The organism is Xanthomonas sp. NCPPB 1132 (assembly GCF_056629235.1).
Genome location: NZ_CM152819.1, coordinates 2,421,702 through 2,444,818 on the forward strand (window position 1 = coordinate 2,421,702; position 23,117 = coordinate 2,444,818).

Below are 23,117 nucleotides of genomic sequence, written 5' to 3' on the forward strand. Positions count from 1 at the left end.
GCGGCGTCTGCCGGGCAATGCGCATGAGACGGGAAGCAACGAGGATCATGCGAATTCCTGAGAGGGAGGCGGTGAAGCACCGGCAGCACGGCCAGCGCCGTGCGCGGGTACGACGCGGCAGCACGGATCAGTCTGCTGCCCGGCGGTGGCAGACCGCTTCGATGTTGTGGCCGTCCGGATCCAGCAGGAACGCGCCGTAGTAGTCGGGGTGGTAGTGCGGGCGCAGGCCCGGCGCGCCATGGTCGCGGCCGCCGGCGGCCAGGCCGGCGCGATGGAAGGCATCCACCTGCGCGCGGCTGACGGCGACGAAGGCCACGTGCACGCCGTTGTCGCCGGCGTCGCGGCCGCCGTCGGCGATCCAGAAGCTGGGTTTGCCGTCGCGGCCGAAGCCGATGTGGCGCTGGCCGCCGCTCTGTTCGGCGCTCACCTGCATCACCACGTCCAGGTCCAGCGCGGCCAGGGCGGCGCGGTAGAAGGCCAGGCTGCGGTCGAGGTCGCTGCAGCGCAGGCCGAGATGGTCGAGCGGGTTCATGGGCAGGCCCTCCAGGCCGGTTCGCGTTTGTCCAGGAACGCATTCAGTCCTTCCTGGCCCTCGGCCGAGACCCGCAACTGCGCGATCAGCGCCGCATTGGCCTGGTCCAGCGCATCGCGCTCGCCGCCAGCGGCGACCCGCCGCACCAACGCCTTGGCGCCGGCGGCAGCCAGCGGCCCGGCCTGGCCGAGCAGTGCGACCTGGCGTTGCACCGCCGCGTCCAGCGCCTCCGGCGCCACCGCCTGGTGGACCAAGCCGATCTGCGCCGCGGTGGCGGCGTCGAAGGTTTCCGCACTGGCGAACCAGCGCCGCGCCTGGCGCGCGCCGATCGCGGCGATCACGTACGGCGAGATCACCGCCGGCAGCAGGCCCAGGCGGCTTTCGCTGAGTGCGAAGCGGGCATCGGTGGCGGCCACGGCGATGTCGCAGCAGGCGACCAGGCCCACCGCGCCGCCGAACGCCGCGCCCTGCACCCGCGCCACCGTGGGCTTGGGCAGTTCATCGAGCAGGCGCATCAGCCGTGCCAGGGCCAGCGCATCGTCCAGGTTCGCCTGCTCGCTGGCGCCGGCCATCGAGCGCATCCACTGCAGGTCGGCCCCAGCCGAGAACGCCGCGCCGGCGCCGGCCAGGACCACGACCTGGACTTGCGGATCGGCGCCGATCTGCAGCAGGGCGTCGCTGAGCTGGGCAATCAGCACGGCGTCGAAGGCGTTGCGGACCTCGGGTCGGTTCAACTGCAGGGTCAGGACCTTGCCGGATCGTTGCAACAACAGGGCATCGCTCATCGAACACGCTCGTACAAAGGGGAAACGGCAGCCATACGGCGATCATAGCCGGCCGCGTCAGCGCCGCCATGACGCGCCGCGGCGATGCTACAATTGATAACCATTCTTATCGACGGAACGTGCTGTGACGTTGTCCGACATGCCGTTGCGCAGCAGCGCCCTCGTGGAATCCGTGCACGACCGCCAGCCCAACGACGCCATTGCGCGGCGTCTGCGCGAGCTGGGCTTCGTCGCCGGCGAGCAGGTGCAGGTGCTGACCAGCGGGCCGATCGGCGGCGAACCGCTGCTGGTGCAGGTGGGTTACACGCGCTTCGCGCTGCGCCGCAGCGAGGCGGCGCGGGTGCAGGTCAGCGCGCTGGACGAGGTGCGCCCGTGAGCGCGGTGGCCGCGCCGCTGCGTCTGGCCCTGGTCGGCAACCCGAACTGCGGCAAGACCGCGCTGTTCAATCAGCTGACCGGCAGCAAGCAGAAGGTCGCCAATTACGCCGGCGTTACCGTCGAGCGCAAGGAGGGCCGCTTCCGCGCGCCGTCCGGGCGCGAGTTCGCGGTGCTGGACCTGCCGGGCGCCTACAGCCTGCAGCCGGCCAGCCTGGACGAGGCGATCACCCGCGACCTGTGCCGCGGCTTCTATCCGGGCGAGCCGGCGCCGGACGTGCTGGTCTGCGTGGTCGACGCCACCAACCTGCGCCTGCACCTGCGCTTCGCGCTGGAACTGCGCGAGCTGGGCAAGCCGATGCTGGTTGCCCTGAACATGGTCGACGCGGCGCAGCGCCGCGGCATCCAGATCGACCGCCAGGCGCTGGAGCAGGCGCTGGGCGTGCCGGTGATCGAGACCGTGGCGGTGCGCCGCAACGGCGCGCGCGCCCTGGTCGAGCGGCTCGACGCGCTGGCGCCGGCACTGCCGCCGGCGGTGGCGCCGGCCGAGGGGCAGGGCGACTATCACCAGCAGGTGCGCGCGATCCTGGCGGCGGCGGTGTCGATGCCGACGCGGACCTCGCGGGTGGACGATGCGCTGGACCGCTGGCTGCTGCATCCGGTGGCCGGGCTGCTGACCCTGGCGGTGGTGATGCTCCTGATCTTCCAGGCGGTGTATGCCTGGGCCACGCCGCTAATGGACCTGATCGACGGCGGCAGCAATGCGCTCGGTGCCTGGGTCCATGCGACCTTGCCGGAAGGACCGCTCAACAGCCTGCTGGTCGACGGCATCATCGCCGGCCTCGGCAGGGTGGTGGTGTTCCTGCCGCAGATCCTGATCCTGTTCGCCTTCATCCTGGCGTTGGAGGAATCAGGCTACCTGCCGCGCGCGGCGTTCCTGCTCGACCGCATGATGGCCGCGGCCGGCCTGTCCGGGCGCTCGTTCATTCCGCTGCTGTCCAGCTTCGCCTGTGCGGTGCCTGGGATCATGTCCACGCGCAGCATCCAGGACCCGCGCGACCGCCTGGCCACTATTCTGGTGGCGCCGCTGATGACCTGTTCGGCGCGCCTGCCGGTGTACGCCTTGCTGATCGGCGCGTTCATCCCGCAGAAGCAGGTATGGGGCGTGTTCAACCAGCAGGGGCTGGTGCTGTTCGGCCTGTACTTCGCCGCCATCACCAGTGCACTGGTTGTGTCGTGGACGATGAAGAAATGGCGCCGCGACAAGGGCGAGCATCCGCTGCTGCTGGAACTGCCGTCCTACCGCGTGCCGCATCTGCGCGACCTGGCGCTGGGCCTGTGGGAGCGCGCGGCGATCTTCCTCAAGCGCGTCGGCGGCATCATCCTGGCATTGACCATCCTCCTGTGGTTCCTGCTGTCGTTCCCGGCGGCACCGGCCGACGCCACCCTGCCGCCGATCGACTACAGCTTCGCCGGCCGCATCGGCCACGCCATGACCACGGTGTTCTCGCCGTTGGGTTTCAACTGGCAGATCTGCATCGCGCTGATCCCCGGCCTGGCCGCGCGCGAGTTGGCGGTGTCGTCGCTGGCGACGGTGTACGCGCTGTCGGCCGCCGACGACGATGCCGGCGCGCAGGCGCTGTCGCCACTGATCCACGACGGCTGGTCGCTGGCCACCGCGCTGTCGCTGCTGGTCTGGTACATCTATGCGCCGATGTGCCTTTCCACCCTGGCCACGATCAAGCGCGAGACCAACTCGTGGAAGCAGATGAGTTTCGCCGCGTTCTACCTGTTCGCGCTGGCCTATCTGGTCTCGCTGGTCACCTACCAGGTCGCGGTGGCGCTGGGGGCCGGCTGAGATGAGCGCCTCGCTGCTGCTGCAGTACCTGGTGATCGCGCTGGCGGTGCTGGTCAGCGCCTGGGTGGTGCTGAAGAAGCAGTTTCCGGGCACCGCGCGCAAGCTGCGCGGCGCACTCGCATTACGCCTGCTCAAGCCCGGCCGGGCGGCCTGGCTGCAGGCGCTGGGGCGGCGCATCGCACCGCCGGCCAGTGCCGGTGCAGGCGCCTGTGGCGGCTGCGACAGCTGCGGGCCAACGCCGCCGCGCCGGCACTGAGCCGCGCCACGCGTTGCCGGCCGGCGCGCGCTTGTGCGCCGCACATGCGCGCGGCCAGGGCGGCGACTATCCTATGCCGATGACCAGCCCATTCCAGTTCTCCCGCCGTGCGCAGGCGCTGACCAGTTCGGCGATCCGCGAAATCCTCAAGGTCACCGAACGCCCGGAAGTGATCTCCTTCGCCGGCGGCCTGCCGTCGCCGGACACCTTCCCGGTCGCGCGCATGCGCGAGGCCTGCGACAAGGTGCTGCGCGACGCGCCGCAGGCGGCGCTGCAGTACGGCCCGACCGAAGGCTATCTGCCGCTGCGCGAATGGGTGGCGGCGCGACTGAGCCGCGACGGCGCCGACATCCGGGCCAGCCAGGTGCTGATCACCACCGGGTCGCAGCAGGGCCTGGATCTGCTCGGCAAGGTGTTCATCGACGAAGGCAGCAAGGTGCTGGTGGAAACACCCAGCTATCTCGGCGCGCTGCAGGCGTTCTCGTTGTTCCAGCCGGCGTTCGCGGCGATGCAGTCGGACGACGACGGCGTGGTGGTGGACGCGCTGGACGATGCGCAACTGGCCGGCGCGCGCTTCATGTACGTGCTGCCGAACTTCCAGAATCCGACCGGGCGGCGCCTGCCGCTGCATCGCCGACAGGCATTGGTGTCGCGTGCGGCCGCAGCCGGCGTGCCGATCGTCGAGGACGATCCGTACGGCGAACTGTGCTACAGCGGCGACACGCTGCCGAGCCTGCTGTCGATGAACCCGGACGGCGCCATCTACATGGGCTCGTTCTCCAAGGTGTTCGCCCCCGGCCTGCGCCTGGGCTACGTGGTCGCGCCGGAGTCGGTGCATGCCAAGCTGGTGCAGGCCAAGCAGGCGGCCGACCTGCACACGCCCTCGTTCAGTCAGCGCATCGTGTACGAGGCGGTGCAGGACGGCTTCCTGGATGCGCATATCCCCGGCATCCGCACGCTGTACGCCAGCCGCTGCGAGCAGATGCTCGCGGCGCTGACGAAGTATTTCCCCGCGCAGGTGCGCTGGAACCGCCCGGCCGGCGGCATGTTCATCTGGGTCGAGCTGCCTGAGGGCATGGACGGCGGCGCGCTGCTGAGCAAGGCGATCGAGCGCAACGTGGCGTTCGTGCCGGGCGCGCCGTTCTTCGCGGTCGCGCCGCAGCGCAATACCCTGCGCCTGTCGTTCGTGACCGTGCCGGCCGAGCGCATCGAGACCGGCGTGCGCATCCTCGGCGCGCTGTTGCAGGACGAGGTCGCCGCGCACCGACGCGCGACGGCCTGAGCCTGGCCTCGCGTCTGTCGATGACGTCGTCCGGTTCCGCGGTCGCCAGCTGGACCATCGATGCGGTGCTGGTCGGCCGCGCGCAGGCGTTCACCCGCCCGGGCAGCCGCAGCGCGATCGACAAGCGGCCCCAGGACGGGCGCCTGCGCATCGGCCCGGAAGGGCTGGAACTGGACGAGCAGGGCGACCGCCGCGTGCATGGCGGTCCCGACAAGGCCTTGCACCATTACCCGCGCGACCATTACCCGGCCTGGCGCGACGAACTCGGCGCGCATGCCTTGCTGGACGCGCCGGGCGCATTCGGCGAGAACCTCAGCAGTTGCGGCGTGACCGAAGCCGACCTGTGCCTGGGCGATCGGCTGCGTTTGGGTACCGCGCTGGTCGAGGTCTCGCAGTCGCGGCAGCCGTGCTGGAAGCTGTCCGACCGCTTCGGCGTGCCGGCGCTGGCGCGGCGCGTGCAGGACAGCGGCCGCACCGGTTGGTACTACCGCGTGCTGCAACCGGGCGAGGTCGCCGCCGGCGATCGCCTGGAGTTGCTGGAGCGTCCGTATCCGCAGTGGCCGCTGGCGCGGCTGGTCGGCCTGCTGTACCGGCGCGAGATCGACCCGGCGCAATTGCAGGACGTGCTGGCGCTGCCGCTGGTGCCGAACTGGCGCACCCTGTTCGAGCGGCGCCTGGCGCAGCGCGCGGTGGAAAACTGGGACAAGCGCTTGTTGGGGCAGGCGCCGGAGTAGGGCAGCAAGGCGCCGTTCCTGTGTCTGTCGTCGCACCGCGTCGGGGCTGAAGCCCCTCCCACAGTGGAATGCCTCATTGGCTGCGATTGCGTTCAGCCCGTCGTAGGAGTCAACTGTCATGCACCTGCGATGACAGGAGGAGCGTACGGGGCCTGATCGCGCGCGATGGCATTGAGCCAGCGCAGGAACTTGTGTATGCAGGCGACGATGGCGACCTTGGCCGGTTTGCCGGCTGCGCGCAGACGCGCGTAGGTGTTGGCCAAGGGGGATTTGGCGCGGATGCTGGCCCAGGTGGCCATGTACAGCACGCGCCGCACGTCGGCACGTCCACCTTTGATGCGGCGCTGGCCTTTCCAGCAGCCGCTGTCGTGATTGAACGGGGCCAGCCCGACCAGGGCAGCGAGCTTGCGTGGCGGCAGCGTGCCCAGCTCTGGCAGCCGCGCGGCCAGAACCGCGCGCAGGATCGTGCCGAGCCCAGGCACCTTGGGTAGGCTCGAGCAGGTCTTGCCCTGCTGCTCGATCTCCTGCGTCAACGTCTGGATCTGCTGGTTCAGCAGGGCGATCACCTCTCGGCAGCGGTGTTGCACCTTGGCGCTGGTGATGTGCTCCAGGCGCCGCCGATGGACATCACGCTGGCTCACCAGGGTGGCACGCAGGTCCAGCAGTTCGCGAAGAGACTGCTGGTGCCCGGGCACCACGGGCGTGGGGGTGGTCGGGATGTGCTGGGCGGCGATGGCCAGCAGGCGCGCGTCCAGGGCATCGGTCTTGGCATGCAGGCCCAAGGCCTGGGCGAGCTTGCGCGGACGATCGGCGGGCATCCGCACCACGGGCAGATCGGCCTGCCGCAACACTTGCAGCACGGCACGTTCGTACCCACCGCTGGCTTCCAGCACGATCCGCTCGCAGTCCATCCCAGCCAGACGTTGGGCCAGCGCACGCTGCCCCTGTGGCGTATTGGGCTGGGTCCAGGCCTGCTCGTCCGGCAGGACATGAATGACCAGTTCGGCCTTGGATACATCGATCCCGACATGGCGTCGCATAGACGTTCTCCGCAGTAGACTCATGGACGAGAGCGCTCCTGCCGATGCCCATGCTTGTGGAGTTCGAGCTCGTCACTCGGGCAACTGTTCGGGCTTGTCAGGCAGGAGAACCGGAGTGCGGCGGCGCTGACTCCTACTCGTGCTTGCTGGCACTGCGGCTAAACGGCCTGCCGCACTCCGCTCTCACCTGCAACGATAGACCCTTATTTGACACAAGCGGCTTCAGCCGCGACGAGCAAAGCCGCTCACCTCCGAAGCAGCGCACGCGCGACGTCGAACGTCGCTGGCATTTCGTCGGGAGCATGCGTCTCCGGCGCACACGCCCTCTGTCGCACCCGCGCGCAAACCGCTAGCCTTTGCCGATGACGACTTCTCCGCTGCGTGTGTTGATCCATGGTGCGTCGGGCCGGATGGGCCAGGCGTTGTTGCGGCTGGCCGCGCAGGACCGGGCGCTGCAGGTGGTGGCCGCGGTGGTGCGGCGCGCGCCGGCGCAGCGGGTGATCGACGGCGTGCCGTACTTCGCCGCGGCCGAACTGGGCGGCGTGCCGGCCTTCGACGTGGCCATCGATTTCAGCCTGCCGCAGGGCTTCGACCCGGTGTTGGCCCTGTGCACGGCGCGCGTCGCGGCGCTGGTGTCCGGCACCACCGGGCTGGAAGACGCGCAGCGGCAGGCGCTGGCCGCCGCCGCCGAGCGCATTCCCTTGATCTGGGCGTCGAACTTCAGCCTGGGCGTGGCGGTGCTGCACGATCTGGTCGAGCGCGCCGCCGCGGCGCTGCCGGGCTGGGACTGCGACATCGTCGAATCGCATCACGTGCACAAGCAGGACGCGCCGTCCGGCACCGCGCTCACTCTGGGCGAGGCGGCCGCGCACGGCGGCGCCACCCCGCGCTACGCCAGCCTGCGCGCCGGCGACATCGTCGGCGAGCATCTGGTGCAGTTCGCCGGGCTCGGCGAGCGGGTCGAACTGGTGCACCGCGCCAGCAACCGCGACATCTTCGCCCGCGGCGCGCTGCATGCCGCCGCGCGCCTGCCGGGGCGTGCGCCCGGGGCCTACCGGCTGCGCGATCTGCTCGGCTGAACAGGCGCTTCACCCAAACGGCTGGCGCGGACCGCCCCGCGCCGGTACAATTCTCGCTCGCCTGTTACCCATCGCCACGGACCCGGAGAAGCGCCGAGTTCGCGGTTTCTTGCAGCCTGCAAGTTGGTGGGGCAGGGTTCCTCTCTCCCCAAGGCGAACCCCGTGACTCAACCCGCAATCCTTGTCCTTGAAGACGGCACCGTGTTCGAGGGCGAATCCGTAGGCGCTGCCGGCCTGTCCGTCGGCGAAGTGGTGTTCAACACCGCCATGACCGGCTACCAGGAGATCCTCACCGATCCCTCCTACGCCCGCCAACTGGTCACGCTGACCTATCCGCATATCGGCAACACCGGCTGCACCGACCAGGACGACGAGGCCGCCCAGGTCTGGTCGGCCGGCCTGATCGTGCGCGACGTGCCGCGCCGCCCCAGCAACTGGCGCAACCAGGTGGCGCTGCCGGACTGGCTGATCCAGCGCGGCGTGGTCGCCATCGCCGGCATCGACACCCGCAAGCTGACCCGCATCCTGCGCGAGAAGGGTTCGCAGAACGGCGCGCTGATGGCCGGCGAGGTGAACGTGGACACCGCGCTGGACGCGGCGCGCAAGTTCCCCGGACTGAAGGGTATGGACCTGGCCAAGGTGGTCTCCACCGATAAGGTCTATCCCTGGCGCGACGGCCAGCTCGACCTGGACAGCAACACCTTCGTGACGGCCGAGCCCAGGTTCAAGGTCGTCGCCTACGACTACGGGGTCAAGCTCAACATCCTGCGCATGCTCGCCGAGCGCGGCTGCGAGGTGACCGTGGTACCGGCGCAGACGCCGGTCGCCGAGGTGCTGGCGATGAACCCGCACGGCGTGTTCCTGTCCAACGGCCCCGGCGACCCGGCGCCGTGCGACTACGCGATCGCCGCGATCAAGGAACTGCTGGCGCGCAAGATCCCCACCTTCGGCATCTGCCTGGGCCACCAGCTGCTGGCGCTGGCCGCCGGCGCGCAGACCCTGAAGATGGGCCACGGCCACCACGGCGCCAATCACCCGGTGCAGGACCTGGACAGCGGCCGGGTAATGATCACCTCGCAGAACCATGGTTTCGCGGTGGACGAGGCGACGCTGCCGGCCAACGTGCGCGTCACCCATCGCTCGCTGTTCGACGGCAGCAACCAGGGCATCGCGCTCACCGACGCGCCGGCCTTCAGCTTCCAGGGCCATCCGGAAGCCTCGCCGGGTCCGCGCGACGTGGCGCCGCTGTTCGACCGCTTCACCGCGCTGATGGCGGCCGCCGCCTGATGGTCGCCGCGCCGGCCATGCCGTCGCCGACCCGCCGCTGGCGGTGGCCGGCCACGGCGTTGCTGGTGCTGGCCGCGTATCCGGCCTTCGTGCTGGGCGCGGTGTATCCGCAATGGCTCAGCGCCGGCCTGCCGGGCGGGCGCGACGGCCCGGCCGATGCGTACCGCCACAGCCTGGCCAGCGCCGTGGTCGCCTACACCCTGTCGCCACGCTGCGTGGACTGGGTCACGGCGGTCATGGAGCGCGACGGCCACGGCAACGCCAGCCGGGCGATGGACGCCCACAACAACCGGATCGGCGCGCGCATCGGCGCCACCGCCAGCAGTTGGGCCGCGATGCAGCGCGAGGTTCGCGCCGCGGTCGACCATGGCGCGATCGATGCGCGTTCGCCCGATCAGATCACCTGGCGCGCCCCTGCGGCGTGGCAGGACCGCCTCTACTGAGAATCCCCCATGCCCAAGCGCACCGACCTCCAAACCATCCTCATCATCGGCGCCGGCCCGATCGTCATCGGCCAGGCCTGCGAGTTCGACTACTCCGGCGCGCAGGCGTGCAAGGCGCTGCGCGACGAGGGCTACCGCGTGGTGCTGGTCAACAGCAACCCGGCCACGATCATGACCGACCCGAACATGGCCGACGCCGTGTACATCGAGCCGATCAACTGGCAGACGGTCGAGAAGATCATCGCCAAGGAAAAACCCGATGCGCTGCTGCCGACCATGGGCGGGCAGACCGCGCTGAACTGCGCGCTGGACCTGGCCGACCACGGCGTGCTGGAGAAGTACGGCGTCGAGCTGATCGGCGCCAAGCGCGAGGCCATCCGCATGGCCGAGGACCGCGAACTGTTCCGCGTGGCGATGGGCGAGATCGGCCTGGAATGCCCGAAGGCGGCAGTGGCGCACACCCTGGAAGAGGCGCTGGAGATTCAGGCGACGGTCGGCTACCCGACCATCATCCGCCCCAGCTTCACCCTCGGCGGCAGCGGCGGCGGCATCGCCTACAACCGCGAAGAGCTGATCGAGATCGTCGGCCGCGGCCTGGAACTGTCGCCGACCAGCGAAGTGCTGGTCGAGGAGTCGGTGCTGGGCTGGAAGGAGTTCGAGATGGAAGTGGTCCGCGACACCGCGGACAACTGCATCATCGTCTGCTCGATCGAGAACCTGGACCCGATGGGCGTGCACACCGGCGACTCGATCACCGTGGCCCCGGCGCAGACCCTGACCGACAAGGAATACCAGCGCCTGCGCGACGCCTCGATCGCGGTGCTGCGCAAGATCGGCGTGGACACCGGCGGTTCCAACGTGCAGTTCGGCATCAACGCGCAGACCGGCCGCGTGGTGGTGATCGAGATGAACCCGCGCGTGTCGCGCTCCTCGGCGCTGGCCTCCAAGGCCACCGGCTTCCCGATCGCCAAGGTCGCGGCCAAGCTGGCGGTGGGCTACACCCTGGACGAACTGAAGAACGAGATCACCGGCGGGCTGACCCCGGCCTCGTTCGAGCCGTCGATCGACTACGTGGTCACCAAGATCCCGCGCTTCGCCTTCGAGAAGTTCCCGCAGGCCGACGCGCGCCTGACCACGCAGATGAAGTCGGTGGGCGAGGTGATGGCGATGGGCCGCACCTTCTCCGAATCGCTGCAGAAGGCGCTGCGCGGCCTGGAGACCGGCAAGATCGGGCTGGACCCGACCGGCCTGGACCTGAGCAGCGAAGACGACCTGGCCACGCTCAAGCGCGAGCTGAAGGCGCCCGGTCCGGAGCGCTTGTTCTATGTCGCCGACGCCTTCCGCGCCGGCATGAGCGTGGAGCAGGTGCACGCGCTGTCGTTCATCGATCCCTGGTTCCTGGACCAGATGGAAGACCTGATCGCGCAGGAGGCACAACTGGCCGCCGACGGTCTCGGCGCGCTGGACGCCAAGCGCCTGCGCACGCTCAAGCGCGCCGGTTTCTCCGATGCGCGCCTGGCGCAGCTGACCGGCACCAACGAGGCGGCGGTGCGTGCGCTGCGCCGCGCGCACAAGGTGCGCCCGGTGTACAAGCGGGTGGACTCGTGCGCGGCGGAATTCGCCACCAGCACCGCCTACCTGTACTCGACCTACGAGGACGAGTGCGAGGCCGCGCCCAGCAATCGTGACAAGATCATGATCCTCGGCGGCGGCCCCAACCGCATCGGCCAGGGCATCGAGTTCGACTACTGCTGCGTGCACGCGGCCCTGGCGCTGCGCGAGGACGGCTACGAGACCATCATGGTCAACTGCAATCCGGAGACCGTGTCCACCGACTACGACACCTCCGATCGCCTGTACTTCGAACCGCTGACCCTGGAAGACGTGCTGGAGATCGTCGAGCTGGAGCAGCCCAAGGGCGTGATCGTGCAGTACGGCGGACAGACCCCGCTGAAGCTGGCGCGCGCGCTGGAAGCCAACGGCGTGCCGGTGATCGGCACCTCGCCGGACTCGATCGACCTGGCCGAGGACCGCGAGCGCTTCCAGCAGCTGGTCGACAAGCTGGGCCTGAAGCAGCCGCCGAACCGCATCGCCCGCAACGCCGAGGAAGCGCTGGTGCTGGCGCGCGAGATCGGCTACCCGCTGGTGGTGCGCCCGAGCTACGTGCTCGGCGGCCGCGCCATGGAGATCGTCTACGGCGAATCCGACCTGGCGCGCTACGTGCGCGATGCGGTCAAGGTCTCCAACGATTCGCCGGTGCTGCTGGACCGCTTCCTCGACAACGCGGTGGAAGTGGACGTGGACATCATCGCCGACCACAGCGGCCAGGTGCTGATCGGCGGCGTGATGGAGCACATCGAGGAAGCCGGCGTGCATTCGGGCGATTCGTCCTGCTCGCTGCCGCCGTATTCGCTGTCGCCGGCCACCCAGACCGAGCTGCGCCGCCAGGTGGTCGAACTGGCCAAGGCGCTGAACGTGGTCGGGCTGATGAACACCCAGTTCGCGGTGCAGGTCAACGATGCCGGCGACGACATCGTCTACCTGCTGGAAGTGAACCCCCGTGCCTCGCGCACGGTGCCGTTCGTGTCCAAGGCGATCGGCGTGCCGCTGGCCAAGATCGCCGCGCGCTGCATGGCCGGCAAGACCCTGGCCGAGCAGGGCGCGCTGAAGGAGATCGTGCCCGACTACTACTCGGTGAAGGAGGCGATCTTCCCGTTCGCCAAGTTCCAGGGCGTCGATCCGATCCTCGGCCCGGAGATGCGTTCCACCGGCGAGGTGATGGGCGTGGGGCGCAGCTTCGGCGCGGCGTTCGCGCGTGCGCAGGAAGCCGGCGGCATCAAGGCGCCGCCGCTGGGCAAGGCGTTCGTGTCGGTGCGCGATCCGGACAAGCAGCGCGTGCTGCCGGTGGCGCAGGCGCTGGTCGAGCGCGGCTACACCTTGGTCGCCACCCGCGGCACGTGCGCCTGGCTGCAGCAGCACGGCCTGCAGTGCGAGCAGGTCAACAAGGTCGCCGAGGGCCGCCCGCACATCGTCGACCTGATCAAGAACGGCGAAATCGTGTATATCGTCAACACCACCGAGGGCCGGGCGGCGATCTCCGACTCGTTCTCGATCCGTCGCGAAGCCCTGCAGCATCGCGTCACCTATTCGACCACGGTCGCCGGCGCGCGTGCGCTGGTGCATTCACTGGAATTCCGCGGCACCGGTCCGGTCTGGGCGCTGCAGGAACTGCACAAGGAGCTGGAAGCGTGAGAGCCCCGATCACCATGCAAGGCGCGCAGCGGTTGCGCGAGGAACTGGATCACCTGAAGTCGGTCAAGCGTCCCGAGGTCATCACCGCGATCGCCGAGGCGCGTGCCCACGGCGACCTCAAGGAGAACGCCGAGTATCACGCCGCGCGCGAGCAGCAGGGATTCATCGAAGGCCGCATCAAACAGTTGGAAAGCGAGCTGTCGCACGCCGAGGTCATCGACGTCAGCAAGCTGGCGGTCGGCAGCAAGGTGGTGTTCGGCGCCACCGTGACCCTGGCCGACGTCGAGACCGACGAGGAGAAACGCTACCAGTTGGTCGGCGACCTGGAAGCGGACATCAAGCTCGGCCTGATCGCGATCTCCTCGCCGCTGGCGCGTGCGCTGATCGGCAAGATGGAAGGCGACAGCGTCAGCATCGACGCCCCCGCCGGTCGCCGCGAGTACGAGATCGTCAGCGTCGCCTACGTCGGCTGATCCGATGGCGGTTGCCACCTTGCTGTTGCCCGAGCGGGTCCGCCTGGCCGGCGCCGTGCTGGCCGGCGAGGTGGCGCGCGCGTTCGGTCGCGCCGATCGCACGCAGGCCGCGCCGGGCGGCGAGGCGCAGTTGCGCCGCCATTTCGCGTTGGCAGAAGCATCGCTGCCGGCGGCGGCGTTGACCCGGCAACTTGACGCCGGCGATGCCGGCGACGGCCTGTGGCTGCGCGCCGATCCCGCTTACGTGGTGCCGGACATGCAGGGCGCGCGGCTGATGGCGCATGGCGACATGCTGCCGCTCGACGCGGTGGACCTGGACGCGCTGTTGCCGGCGGTGCAGGCCCTGTTCGCCGAGAGCGGGCTGACCCTGGACGCGCCCGATCCGACCCGCTGGTACCTGCGCCTGCCGGCCGACAGCGTGCTGCCGGTGTTCGCGGCCCCGGCGCAGGTGCTCGGCGCGGACCTGTTCGATCACCTGCCGCAGGGGGAGGACGCGCGCCGCTGGCGTGCGTTGCTGACCGAGGCGCAGATCGTGCTGCACCAGCATCCGTGGAACCGCGAACGCGTCGCCCGCGGCCAGCCGGCGATCAATTCGTTGTGGTTCTGGGGCGGCGGCCGCCTGCCGGCCACGGTCGGCACCGCGCATGCGCAGGTGCGCAGCCGCGATCCGCTGTTGCGCGCGCTCGCCCAGGCCGCCGGCGTCGCCGACGCACAGGCACCGCGGGTCGATGCGCTGGTCGACCTGCGCCAGCTGCGCGCGCCCGAGCAGTTCGTCGGCGAGGTGGTACAGCCGCTGCTGCAGGCGCTGCGCGATGGCGAACTGCAGCAGCTGCAACTGGATTTCGAGGACGGCACCTGTTTCCGCATCGCCCCCGCGCAACGCTGGCGCCTGTGGCGGCGGCCGCTGTCGCGCCTGGACGCATGAGGTCCAGCGCGCGCATCGTGCGGCGGCCCGCGGCGGCCGCGGCCGGCCCGTGGCACGAGGCCACCTTGCCGCTGCTGCGGCGCATCTACGCCGCGCGCGGCGCGCACGACAGTGGCTTGGCGCAGCCCAAGCTGGCGCAACTGCTACCGCCCGATGCACTGAGCGGCATCGACGCCGCGGTGGCGTTGCTGGCCGAGGCGATCGCCGCGGGCAAGCGCATCCTGGTGGTCGGCGATTTCGATTGCGACGGCGCCACCGCCTGCGCGGTGGCGGTGCGCGGGCTGCGCCTGCTCGGCGCCGCGCAGGTGCTGCACGCGGTGCCCAACCGCATGGTCCATGGCTACGGGCTGTCGCCAGCGCTGGTCGCGGAACTGGCGCCGTTGCAGCCGGACCTGCTGGTGACGGTGGACCACGGTATCGCCTGCCATGCCGGCGTCGCCGCGGCCAAGGCGCTGGGCTGGCAGGTGCTGGTCACCGATCACCACCTGCCGGGTCCGGCCTTGCCGCCGGCCGATGCCATCGTCGATCCGAACCTGGCCGGCGATGCCTTCCCGAGCAAGATGCTGGCCGGTGTCGGCGTGATCTTCTACGTGCTGCTGGCGCTGCGCCGGTACCTGCGCGCGCACGGTGCGTTCGCCGCCGCGCCGCCGGACCTGGGCGTGCTGCTGGATCTGGTCGCGGTCGGCACCGTCGCCGATCTGGTGCCGCTGGATCCGAACAACCGCGCGCTGGTCTCGGCCGGCCTGCGCCGCCTGCAGCGCGGCGAGGGCTGCATCGGCCTGCGCGCCCTGATCGAGGCCAGCGGCCGCGACCCGGCACGGCTGAGCGCCAGCGACATCGGCTTCGCCCTTGCCCCGCGGCTCAACGCCGCCGGCCGGCTTGAGGACATGGCCCTGGGCATCGAACTGCTGTTGTGCGAGGACCCGCAGCAGGCGCGCGCGATCGCCGCAACGTTGGAAGAAATCAACGCCGAGCGCCGCGCGGTCCAGCAACAGATGACCGACGAGGCCGAGGCGGTGGTGGCCAAGGCGCTGCTGGCCGCACCCGAGCAGCCGCCGGTGGCGGTGTGCCTGTTCGATGCGCAGTGGCATCCCGGCGTGATCGGCCTGGTCGCCTCGAAGATGAAGGACCGCCTGCACCGGCCGGTGATTGCCTTCGCCCCGGCCGAGCCGGGCAGCACCCAGTTGCGCGGCTCGGCGCGCTCGATTCCCGGCTTCCACATCCGCGACGCGATGGCGGCGGTGGAGGCGCAGCGGCCGGGCCTGATGGAGAAGTTCGGCGGCCACGCCATGGCCGCGGGCCTGAGCCTGCCGCAGGACGCGCTGGCCGAGTTCGAAGAGGTGTTCCGCGCGCATGCGCTGGCCAGCCTGGACGCGGAACTGCTGCAGGCCGAACTGCTCAGCGACGGCATGCTGGAACCGCACGAACTCGACCATCGCCATGCCGAGGCGCTGCGCCAGGGTGGGCCATGGGGGCAGGGCTTCCCCGAGCCGCTGTTCGATGGCGAATTCGAGGTGCTGCAGTGGCGCGTGCTGAAGGAGCGCCACCTCAAGCTGAGCCTGCGCTGCCCCGGCCGCGCCGCGCCCTTGAACGCGATCCACTTCAACGGCTGGCACGGCCGCGAACTTGGTCGTCGCGTGCACATCGCCTATCGCTTGGTCGCCGACGACTACCGCGGCGGCGATGCGGTGCAATTGGTGGTGGAGCACTGTTTGCCCTTGGATGGCTGAGCAGTTGGCGGTCTGACGCTGCAGGTGGTGCCGGACCCTCACCCCAACCCCTCTCCCGATGGGAGAGGGGCTTTGGCTGTTCCTTCTCCCACCGGGAGAAGGTGGCCCGCAGGGCCGGATGAGGGTAGGGCGCAGCCTCGCGCCGTCTGTTGCATCGCGCCTTGCGCCGGACCCTCACCCCAACCCCTCTCCCGATGGGAGAGGGGCTTGCGCGTCGCCTGAGTCTGGACGCACACAGGCAACCCCATCGCGCCGCGGCGGACGTTCAAGCCATACCGTCCCATCAAGGAGCGATCCATGCCGTCCACCATGCGCAGAAACGTGTGCGTGTTGTTGCTTTCGTTGTCGTTACTCGTCGCGGGCCCGGCCGGGGCGCAGGCTGCGCCGCAGCGGCAGTTGGTGGCGCCGTTGATGCACACCGACGCCGGCGAACGTCCGGTCGAGCTGCGCTCGGCGACAGTGCGTGCGCAGGCCGCCGCCGGCCTGGCCGAGACCACGGTCGAACTGGAGTTCTTCAATCCCAACGCGCGCGTGCTGGAAGGGCAAATGACGTTTCCGCTGCGCGACGGGCAGCAGCTCAGCGGTTTCGCCCTGGACATCGACGGGCAGATGCGCGACGCGGTGCCGGTGCCCAAGGCGCGCGGGCGCCAGGTGTTCGAGGCGGTCGAGCGGCGCGGCGTGGATCCGGGCCTGCTCGAGCAGACCGCCGGCAACCAGTTCCGGCTGCGCGTCTACCCACTGCCGGCGCACGGCAGCCGCCATGTACGCCTGGTCTATCGTGAATCGCTACAGCGCACCGCCGCCGGCTGGCAGTGGCGCTTGCCGTTGGCGTATGCGGCCGGCGCGCGGTCGCTGCAGGTCGCGCTGAGTACCCAGGCCGCGCCTGATGAACGCGTGGCGACGCCCGGCATGCGGCTGCTGCCGACGGCGGACGGCGGCTACGCCGCGTCCTGGTCCGGCAGCCCGGCGCAGTTGCCGCCGGAGCTGGTGCTGTCGCTGCGCGCGGGCGCCACACCGCGCGTGGCGACCGGTCTCCACGATGGCCAGCGCTACTTCCAGGCGCTGGTGCCGATCGCCGACCTGCATGGCCCGCGTCCGCTGCCGCAGCGTATCGGCCTGCTGTGGGATGCGTCCGGCTCGGCGCGGCAGCGCGACATCCCCGCCGAACTGGCCTTGCTGCAGCGCTATTTCGCCGCGGTCGGCACGGCCCAGGTCGATCTGATCGTGTTGCGCGACCGCGCCTCGGCGCCGCGCAGGTTCCAGGTGCGCAATGGCGACTGGAGCGCCCTGAAGGCGGCGTTGCAGGCCGAGCAGCCCGACGGCGCCAGCGCGCTCGGGGCCTGGCAAGCGGCGCCCCACGTGCAGGAGTATCTGCTGTTCAGCGATGGCCTGGGCAATTACGGCGCGCAGGCCATGCCGACGCTGGCGCCGACGCAGCGCCTGTATGCGATCGACTCGGCCGGTGTGCACGCGGATGCCGCGCGCCTGGCGGCGATCGCGGAAGCACGCGGCGGACGTGCGATCGCGCTGGACGGACTGCAGGGCGTCCAGGTTGCCAGCGAACGCTTGTTGCAGCGTGGCGGCGAACTGGTCGCGATGGACGGCATCCAGGTCGCCGATCTGGTCGCCGACGCGCGCGACGCCGACGATGGCTACCTGCGCGTTGCCGGACGCTTGCTCGGGTCCGATGCGAGCCTGCACCTGGAGATCGCTACGGCCGCCAGCACGCGGCACCTGCGCCTGCCGCTGCGCGCGGCGGATGACGTTCCCGGCGACCTGATCCCGGGCGCTTGGGCGCGCGCCATGCTGCGCAGCCTGTCTGCCGATCCGCTGGGTGCGTCCGCGCGTCGCGAGGCACTGGCTACACGCTTCGGCCTGGTCAGCGCCGACACCTCGCTGCTGGTGCTGGAGAACGTCGACGATTACGTCCGCTACGGAATCCCGGCACCCCCGGCGCTGCGCGCGGCGGTGGCGGCTGCGCAGGCGCGGCAGCAGAAGATGCAGGGCCAGACGCGCGAGCGACGCATCGACGAGATCGCCGAGGCGTTCGCGCAACGCATCGCCTGGTGGCAGCGGCGCTTTCCCAAGGACGCGCCGCCAACGGCCGTCGTCGCTGCTGAAGACGCCGACCAGCGGATGCAGGCCACGTCCGGTGCGCCGCCGCCCATGGCCCTTGCAGCACCTGCGCCGATGCCCGCGGCCGCACCTGCATCCACTCCGCTGGAACTGAATATCCTTGCCGGTTCGTCCGCTGCGCCCGGCGATGTTGCCGCGTCGGCGGCGGCGCGCAAGCGCGTGGCGTCTGCGGCCACCATCTCCCTGGCGCTGCAGCCCTGGCAGCCGGATTCGCCGTATGCGCGGCGCCTGCATGCGGCCGCGGCGGACGCGGTGTATCCGCTGTACCTGAGCGAACGCGCCGCGCACGCCGACAGCGTGGCGTTCTACCTGGACGTGGCCGACGTGCTGTTCGCGCGCGGCCAGCGCGACCTGGCGCTGCGGGTGCTGTCCAACCTGGCCGAACTGCAACTGGAAAATCGCCACGTGCTGCGCGTGCTCGGCTACCGGCTGCTGCAGGCCGGTCGCGCCGATCTGGCGGTGCCGGTGTTCGAGCAGGTGCTGCGGCTGGGCGAGGAGGAGCCGCAGAGTTTCCGCGACCTGGGCCTGGCCTATGCCGCGCGCGGCGACGCGCAGGCGGCGATCGCGCAGCTGTACCAGGTGGTGGTGCGCGACTGGGACACGCGCTTCGACGGGGTGAGCATGATCGCGCTCAACGAACTGAACGCGATCGTGGCGCGGGCGCCGCGGCCGCTGGACACAGGCTTCATCGATCCGCGGCTGCTGCGCAACCTGCCGCTGGACCTGCGCGTGGTGCTGAACTGGGACAGCGACAACAGCGACATGGACCTGTGGGTGACCGACCCCAACGGCGAGCGCTGCTACTACGGCAACCGCGCGACCTACCAGGGCGGCCAGCTGTCGCCGGATTTCACCGGCGGCTACGGGCCGGAGGAGTTCTCGCTGCGCACCGCCAAGCCCGGCAAGTACAAGGTGGAAGCAAACTTCTTCGGCGAGCGCCAGCCCCTGGTCACCGGCGCGACCACCTTGCACCTGCAACTGAGCACGGGCTGGGGCACGGCGGCGCAACGCGACCAGCAGGTGACGCTGCGCCTGACCGATCGCAAGGAGACGGTGCTGGTCGGCGAGTTCGAGGTGCGCTGATCCGCCCAGGGCGCGCCGGTGCGGTCATGCCGGCGCGCTACACTTTGCCGATGTCAGACCCCTCCGGCGCCAGCGCCTACTCCCGTTTCCAGCCCTGGCGCCGCAGTTTCGAGATCGGCTTCTGGGTCGCGCTGACCCTGATCAACGCCACCGCCAACAGCATCACGGTGCTGATCGACATCCGCACCACCGGGTTGCACTTCGCCGTCTGGGAGCCGGTGGTGTGGGAGTGGTCCAGCCAACTGATGTTCCTGCTGATCGTGCCGCTGGTGGTGCTGCTGACTCGGCGCTACCCGCTGCATTGGGACACCTGGCGGCACCGGCTGCCGGGCTACCTGCTGGGCAGCGTGGCGCTGTCGGTGCTGCACGTGGTGGGGATGGTGGCCGTGCGCAGCCTGGTCTACCGCCTGCAGGGCCAGCACTACGACTTCGGGCCGTGGCCGCAGGGCCTGGCCTACGAGTATCTGAAGGACGTGCGCAGCCTGGCCTCGATCGCGCTGTGCGTGGAGATGTATCGGTTCCTGTTGCGGCGCTGGCAGGGCGAAGCGGCGCTGCTCGGCGCGCCGGACGCCGGCCCGCCGGTGGGCTCGCTGGAACGGCCGGAGCGCTTCCTGGTGCGCAAGCTGGGCCGCGACTTCCTGGTTGCCGCGGCCGACATCGAATGGCTGCAGGCGGCCGGCAACTACGTCAACCTGCGCGTGCGCGGCCACGACTACCCGCTGCGCAGCACCATGGCCGCGATCGAGGCGCGGCTGGATCCGGCGCGGTTCGTGCGCATCCACCGCAGCTACATCGTCAACCTCGCCAGCGTGGTCTCGATCGAGCCGCTGGAGGCGGGCGAGGCGCGCGTGCACCTGCGCGACGGCAGCCAGGTCCCGTGCAGCCGCCGCTACCGCGCCGGGCTGCGGGTGGCGGCCGGGGAGGGCGAGGCCGCCCCCGTCGAGTAGGCCGGCGGCGCTGTGGCGCGGCGGCCGGAATTGCTAGAATCGCGCTCTTGTCTGCCGGAAACGCCGCAATGATCGAACTCAATCCGATTCGCCACCGCATCGCCGATCTGTCCGATCGGGTGCTGTCGCTACGGGGGTTTCTTTGACTACGACGCCAAGAAGGAGCGTCTAGAGGAAGTCACCCGGGAGCTGGAAAGCCCCGACGTCTGGAACGACCCTGAGCGCGCCCAGGGCCTGGGCCGCGAACGCGCCAGCCTGGAGAAGACCGTCGGCGGCATCGCCAGCGTGCTCGATGGCCTGAACGAATCGCTGGAATTCCTGGAACTGGCCGAGAGCGAGAACGACGAGGCCACCGCGCAGGCGGTGCTGGCCGACGTCGACCGCTTCCAGGCGCAGGTGGAGAAGCTGGAATTCCAGCGCATGTTCTCCGGGCAGATGGACGCCAGCAATGCCTTTGTCGACATCCAGGCCGGCGCCGGCGGCACCGAGGCCCAGGACTGGGCCGAGATCCTGCTGCGCATGTACCTGCGCTGGTGCGAGTCGCGCGGCTGGAAGACCGAGCTGATGGAAGTCTCCGGCGGCGAAGTGGCCGGGATCAAGTCGGCCACGCTGCGCGTGGAGGGCGACTTTGCCTACGGCTGGCTGAAGACCGAGACCGGCGTGCACCGGCTGGTGCGCAAGTCGCCGTTCGACTCGGACAACCGCCGCCACACCAGCTTCACCTCGGTGTTCGTGTCGCCGGAAGTGGACGACAACATCGACATCGACATCAATCCGGCCGACCTGAAGACCGACGTGTACCGGTCCTCCGGCGCCGGCGGCCAGCACGTCAACAAGACCGAGTCGGCGGTGCGCATCACCCACGTGCCCACCGGCATCGTGGTGGCCTGCCAGACCGGGCGCAGCCAGCACCAGAACCGCGACAACGCGATGAAGATGCTGGCCGCCAAGCTGTACGAGCTGGAGATCCAGAAGCGCAACGCCGAGCGCGATGCGGTGGAGGCGACCAAGTCCGACATCGGCTGGGGCAGCCAGATCCGCAACTACGTGCTCGACCAGAGCCGGATCAAGGACCTGCGCACCGGCGTGGAGCGCTCGGACACCCAGAAGGTGCTCGATGGCGACCTGGACGAGTTCGTCGAAGCCAGCCTCAAGTCCGGCCTGGAAGCCGGCGCGAAACGCAGCGACGCCTGAACCGGCGGCCTCCGTCCTGGCGACGGAGGCCGTGCGGCGGCACACGGCCGCGTCGGCTGGTGCATTCTTTCCCTTCCTCACGCATCCCCCATCCCATGACCGAGCAGACCCCCGCGCCGTCCCTTCCCGTCGACGAGAACAGCCTCATCGCCGAACGGCGCGCCAAACTCGCCGCGCTGCGCGCGCAGGGCGTGGCCTATCCGAACGATTTCCGCCGCAGCGACTTCGCCGGCGATCTGCAGGCCGAGTTCGCCGACACCGAGCGCTGGACCGCCGAGGCGCTGGAGGCCCAGGGCCGCAGCCTGCGCCTGGCCGGGCGCCTGCTGGCCAAGCGGGTGATGGGCAAAGCCAGCTTCGTGCAGCTGCAGGACGAGTCCGGGCGCATCCAGCTGTTCCTGCAGGCCAACGCCCTGGGCGAGGCCTACGACGCCTTCAAGGGCTGGGACATCGGCGACATCATCGGCGTGGAAGGCGGGCTGACCCGCACCAAGACCGGCGAGCTGTCGATCAAGGCCACCGGCCTGCGCCTGCTGACCAAGGCGCTGCGGCCGCTGCCGGACAAGTGGCACGGCCTGTCGGACGTGGAGCAGCGCTACCGCCAGCGCTACGTCGACCTGATCGTGTCGCCGGAGGCGCGCGAGGTGTTCGTCAAGCGCTCCAAGATCATCCGTGCCATGCGCGCCTGGCTGGACGCGCGCCGCTTCCTGGAAGTGGAGACGCCGATGATGCACTACATCCCCGGCGGCGCCACCGCCAAGCCGTTCACCACCCACCACAACGCCCTGGACCTGGACCTGTACCTGCGGGTGGCCCCGGAGCTGTACCTGAAGCGCCTGGTGGTCGGCGGCCTGGAACGGGTCTACGAAATCAACCGCAATTTCCGCAACGAAGGCGTCAGCACCCGGCACAATCCAGAATTCACCATGATGGAGCTGTACGAGGCCTACGCCACGTACCACGAGGTGATGGACGTGACCGAGAACGTCATCCGCGACGTCGCCCGCGAGGTGCTGGGCACCACCCAGGTCCACTGGGACGGCGCCGACATCGACCTGGCGCCGGCGTTCCGTCGTTGGCGCATGGACGAGGCGGTGCGCCATCACAACCCGGAGATCAGTGCCGCCGACTGCACCGACCGCGAGGCCCTGCTGCGTCACTGCGAGCGGCTGAAGATCCGCACCAAGCCGTCCTACGGCTGGGGCAAGCTGCTGCTGGAGATCTTCGAGGCCACGGTCGAGCACACCCTGATCCAGCCCACCTTCATCACCGACCACCCGGTCGAGGTGTCGCCGCTGGCCCGTTCCAGCGACACCGAGCCGGGCTACACCGACCGCTTCGAGCTGTTCATCAACGGCAAGGAGATCGCCAACGGCTTCTCCGAGCTCAACGACCCGGAGGACCAGGCGGCGCGGTTCCAGGCCCAGGTGGCGGCGAAGGAGGGGGGCGACGACGAGGCCATGCATTTCGATGCCGACTACATCCGGGCGCTGGAAGTGGGGCTGCCGCCGACCGGCGGCCTGGGCATCGGCATCGACCGGCTGGTAATGTTGCTCACCGGCAGCAGCTCAATCCGTGACGTGCTGCTGTTTCCGTATATGCGTCCGGAGGCTTAACCTAGCCGCGGACGAGGTGGTGCGGTTCTTGCACTAGGCGTTGCACGCAAAAGGAAGTGAGGTGGACGCGCCGGGTGACCCCGCGCCGGTGCGT

Annotated in this window: 19 protein-coding genes; 16 read left to right on the top strand and 3 right to left on the bottom strand. The window is 70.0% G+C overall.

Going from position 1 to position 23,117, the window contains the following annotated elements:
• Positions 1-127: 127 nt before the first annotated feature.
• Complete coding sequence (locus AC1G9L_RS10295; protein WP_481070934.1) at positions 128-532, bottom strand: VOC family protein; 405 nt, start codon at positions 530-532, stop codon at positions 128-130.
• Complete coding sequence (locus AC1G9L_RS10300) at positions 529-1,317, bottom strand: enoyl-CoA hydratase-related protein (RefSeq protein WP_481070936.1); 789 nt, start codon at positions 1,315-1,317, stop codon at positions 529-531. The genes AC1G9L_RS10295 and AC1G9L_RS10300 overlap by 4 nt, the downstream gene beginning before the upstream one ends.
• 124 nt (positions 1,318-1,441) lie before the next feature.
• Here AC1G9L_RS10300 and AC1G9L_RS10305 point away from each other — a divergent pair, with 124 nt between their 5' ends.
• The 5 genes from AC1G9L_RS10305 to AC1G9L_RS10325 all read left to right on the top strand — a co-directional run bounded on the left by AC1G9L_RS10305 (position 1,442) and on the right by AC1G9L_RS10325 (position 5,821).
• Positions 1,442-1,693: a FeoA family protein gene (locus tag AC1G9L_RS10305; protein ID WP_010343348.1), complete on the top strand. Its 252-nt coding sequence runs from the start codon at positions 1,442-1,444 to the stop codon at positions 1,691-1,693.
• Positions 1,690-3,549, top strand: a complete 1,860-nt coding sequence (feoB, locus tag AC1G9L_RS10310) for a ferrous iron transporter B (protein ID WP_481070938.1) — start codon at positions 1,690-1,692, stop codon at positions 3,547-3,549. Before AC1G9L_RS10305 ends, feoB begins: the two co-directional genes overlap by 4 nt.
• A 1-nt stretch (position 3,550) precedes the next feature.
• Entirely contained in the window at positions 3,551-3,805 is a 255-nt protein-coding gene (locus AC1G9L_RS10315; RefSeq protein WP_148828380.1) for a DUF6587 family protein, read from the top strand.
• 73 nt (positions 3,806-3,878) lie between these two features.
• The gene (locus AC1G9L_RS10320) at positions 3,879-5,087 is read left to right on the top strand and encodes an aminotransferase-like domain-containing protein (RefSeq protein WP_481070940.1); all 1,209 of its coding nucleotides are present in this window, start codon (positions 3,879-3,881) and stop codon (positions 5,085-5,087) included.
• A gap of 20 nt (positions 5,088-5,107) precedes the next feature.
• Entirely contained in the window at positions 5,108-5,821 is a 714-nt protein-coding gene (locus tag AC1G9L_RS10325) for an MOSC domain-containing protein (protein ID WP_019800558.1), read from the top strand.
• A 116-nt stretch (positions 5,822-5,937) separates the two neighbouring features.
• Here the strand turns inward: AC1G9L_RS10325 and AC1G9L_RS10330 are convergent, their stop codons facing one another.
• Positions 5,938-6,861: an IS110 family transposase gene (locus tag AC1G9L_RS10330; RefSeq protein ID WP_481070942.1), complete on the bottom strand. Its 924-nt coding sequence runs from the start codon at positions 6,859-6,861 to the stop codon at positions 5,938-5,940.
• Between the two features lie 362 nt (positions 6,862-7,223).
• Between AC1G9L_RS10330 and dapB the strand changes: the two genes are divergently transcribed.
• The 11 genes from dapB to lysS all read left to right on the top strand — a co-directional run bounded on the left by dapB (position 7,224) and on the right by lysS (position 23,023).
• The gene (dapB, locus tag AC1G9L_RS10335; RefSeq protein ID WP_481070944.1) at positions 7,224-7,940 is read left to right on the top strand and encodes a 4-hydroxy-tetrahydrodipicolinate reductase; all 717 of its coding nucleotides are present in this window, start codon (positions 7,224-7,226) and stop codon (positions 7,938-7,940) included.
• A 162-nt stretch (positions 7,941-8,102) separates the two neighbouring features.
• Positions 8,103-9,227 (top strand): glutamine-hydrolyzing carbamoyl-phosphate synthase small subunit, encoded by a 1,125-nt coding sequence (carA, locus tag AC1G9L_RS10340; protein ID WP_481070945.1) that lies wholly within the window; start codon positions 8,103-8,105, stop codon positions 9,225-9,227.
• Complete coding sequence (locus AC1G9L_RS10345; RefSeq protein WP_481070946.1) at positions 9,227-9,670, top strand: DUF6973 domain-containing protein; 444 nt, start codon at positions 9,227-9,229, stop codon at positions 9,668-9,670. The genes carA and AC1G9L_RS10345 overlap by 1 nt, the downstream gene beginning before the upstream one ends.
• Positions 9,671-9,679: 9 nt before the next feature.
• Positions 9,680-12,922: a carbamoyl-phosphate synthase large subunit gene (gene carB, locus AC1G9L_RS10350; protein ID WP_019800831.1), complete on the top strand. Its 3,243-nt coding sequence runs from the start codon at positions 9,680-9,682 to the stop codon at positions 12,920-12,922.
• A gap of 8 nt (positions 12,923-12,930) precedes the next feature.
• Complete coding sequence (greA, locus tag AC1G9L_RS10355; protein ID WP_026143501.1) at positions 12,931-13,395, top strand: transcription elongation factor GreA; 465 nt, start codon at positions 12,931-12,933, stop codon at positions 13,393-13,395.
• A gap of 4 nt (positions 13,396-13,399) precedes the next feature.
• Complete coding sequence (locus AC1G9L_RS10360) at positions 13,400-14,320, top strand: phosphoglycerate mutase (RefSeq protein WP_209248437.1); 921 nt, start codon at positions 13,400-13,402, stop codon at positions 14,318-14,320.
• Positions 14,317-16,050, top strand: a complete 1,734-nt coding sequence (gene recJ, locus AC1G9L_RS10365; protein WP_481070948.1) for a single-stranded-DNA-specific exonuclease RecJ — start codon at positions 14,317-14,319, stop codon at positions 16,048-16,050. Before AC1G9L_RS10360 ends, recJ begins: the two co-directional genes overlap by 4 nt.
• Positions 16,051-16,347: 297 nt before the next feature.
• Positions 16,348-19,269: a VIT domain-containing protein gene (locus AC1G9L_RS10370; protein ID WP_481070950.1), complete on the top strand. Its 2,922-nt coding sequence runs from the start codon at positions 16,348-16,350 to the stop codon at positions 19,267-19,269.
• A gap of 50 nt (positions 19,270-19,319) precedes the next feature.
• Positions 19,320-20,216, top strand: coding sequence for a LytTR family DNA-binding domain-containing protein (locus AC1G9L_RS10375; protein ID WP_481070952.1), 897 nt, complete (start codon positions 19,320-19,322; stop codon positions 20,214-20,216).
• 68 nt (positions 20,217-20,284) lie between these two features.
• Positions 20,285-21,410 (top strand): peptide chain release factor 2 gene (gene prfB / locus AC1G9L_RS10380; RefSeq protein ID WP_100224025.1). Its coding sequence is split into 2 segments (ribosomal slippage): positions 20,285-20,359 and positions 20,361-21,410, totalling 1,125 coding nucleotides; the frame shifts between segments, so codons are not numbered across the junction.
• Between the two features lie 95 nt (positions 21,411-21,505).
• Entirely contained in the window at positions 21,506-23,023 is a 1,518-nt protein-coding gene (lysS, locus tag AC1G9L_RS10385; RefSeq protein WP_019799937.1) for a lysine--tRNA ligase, read from the top strand.
• Positions 23,024-23,117: the final 94 nt, after the last annotated feature.

Bases quoted from the DNA above. Each gene is read 5' to 3' on its own strand.
- lysS (WP_019799937.1), top strand. From the start codon at position 21,506: ATGACCGAGCAGACCCCCGCGCCGTCCCTTCCCGTCGACGAGAACAGC.
- AC1G9L_RS10295 (WP_481070934.1), bottom strand. From the start codon at position 532: ATGAACCCGCTCGACCATCTCGGCCTGCGCTGCAGCGACCTCGACCGC.
- carB (WP_019800831.1), top strand. From the start codon at position 9,680: ATGCCCAAGCGCACCGACCTCCAAACCATCCTCATCATCGGCGCCGGC.
- AC1G9L_RS10330 (WP_481070942.1), bottom strand. From the start codon at position 6,861: ATGCGACGCCATGTCGGGATCGATGTATCCAAGGCCGAACTGGTCATT.
- AC1G9L_RS10300 (WP_481070936.1), bottom strand. From the start codon at position 1,317: ATGAGCGATGCCCTGTTGTTGCAACGATCCGGCAAGGTCCTGACCCTG.
- AC1G9L_RS10370 (WP_481070950.1), top strand. From the start codon at position 16,348: ATGCCGTCCACCATGCGCAGAAACGTGTGCGTGTTGTTGCTTTCGTTG.
- AC1G9L_RS10315 (WP_148828380.1), top strand. From the start codon at position 3,551: ATGAGCGCCTCGCTGCTGCTGCAGTACCTGGTGATCGCGCTGGCGGTG.
- AC1G9L_RS10375 (WP_481070952.1), top strand. From the start codon at position 19,320: ATGTCAGACCCCTCCGGCGCCAGCGCCTACTCCCGTTTCCAGCCCTGG.
- recJ (WP_481070948.1), top strand. From the start codon at position 14,317: ATGAGGTCCAGCGCGCGCATCGTGCGGCGGCCCGCGGCGGCCGCGGCC.
- dapB (WP_481070944.1), top strand. From the start codon at position 7,224: ATGACGACTTCTCCGCTGCGTGTGTTGATCCATGGTGCGTCGGGCCGG.
- AC1G9L_RS10345 (WP_481070946.1), top strand. From the start codon at position 9,227: ATGGTCGCCGCGCCGGCCATGCCGTCGCCGACCCGCCGCTGGCGGTGG.
- AC1G9L_RS10360 (WP_209248437.1), top strand. From the start codon at position 13,400: ATGGCGGTTGCCACCTTGCTGTTGCCCGAGCGGGTCCGCCTGGCCGGC.
- AC1G9L_RS10320 (WP_481070940.1), top strand. From the start codon at position 3,879: ATGCCGATGACCAGCCCATTCCAGTTCTCCCGCCGTGCGCAGGCGCTG.
- AC1G9L_RS10325 (WP_019800558.1), top strand. From the start codon at position 5,108: ATGACGTCGTCCGGTTCCGCGGTCGCCAGCTGGACCATCGATGCGGTG.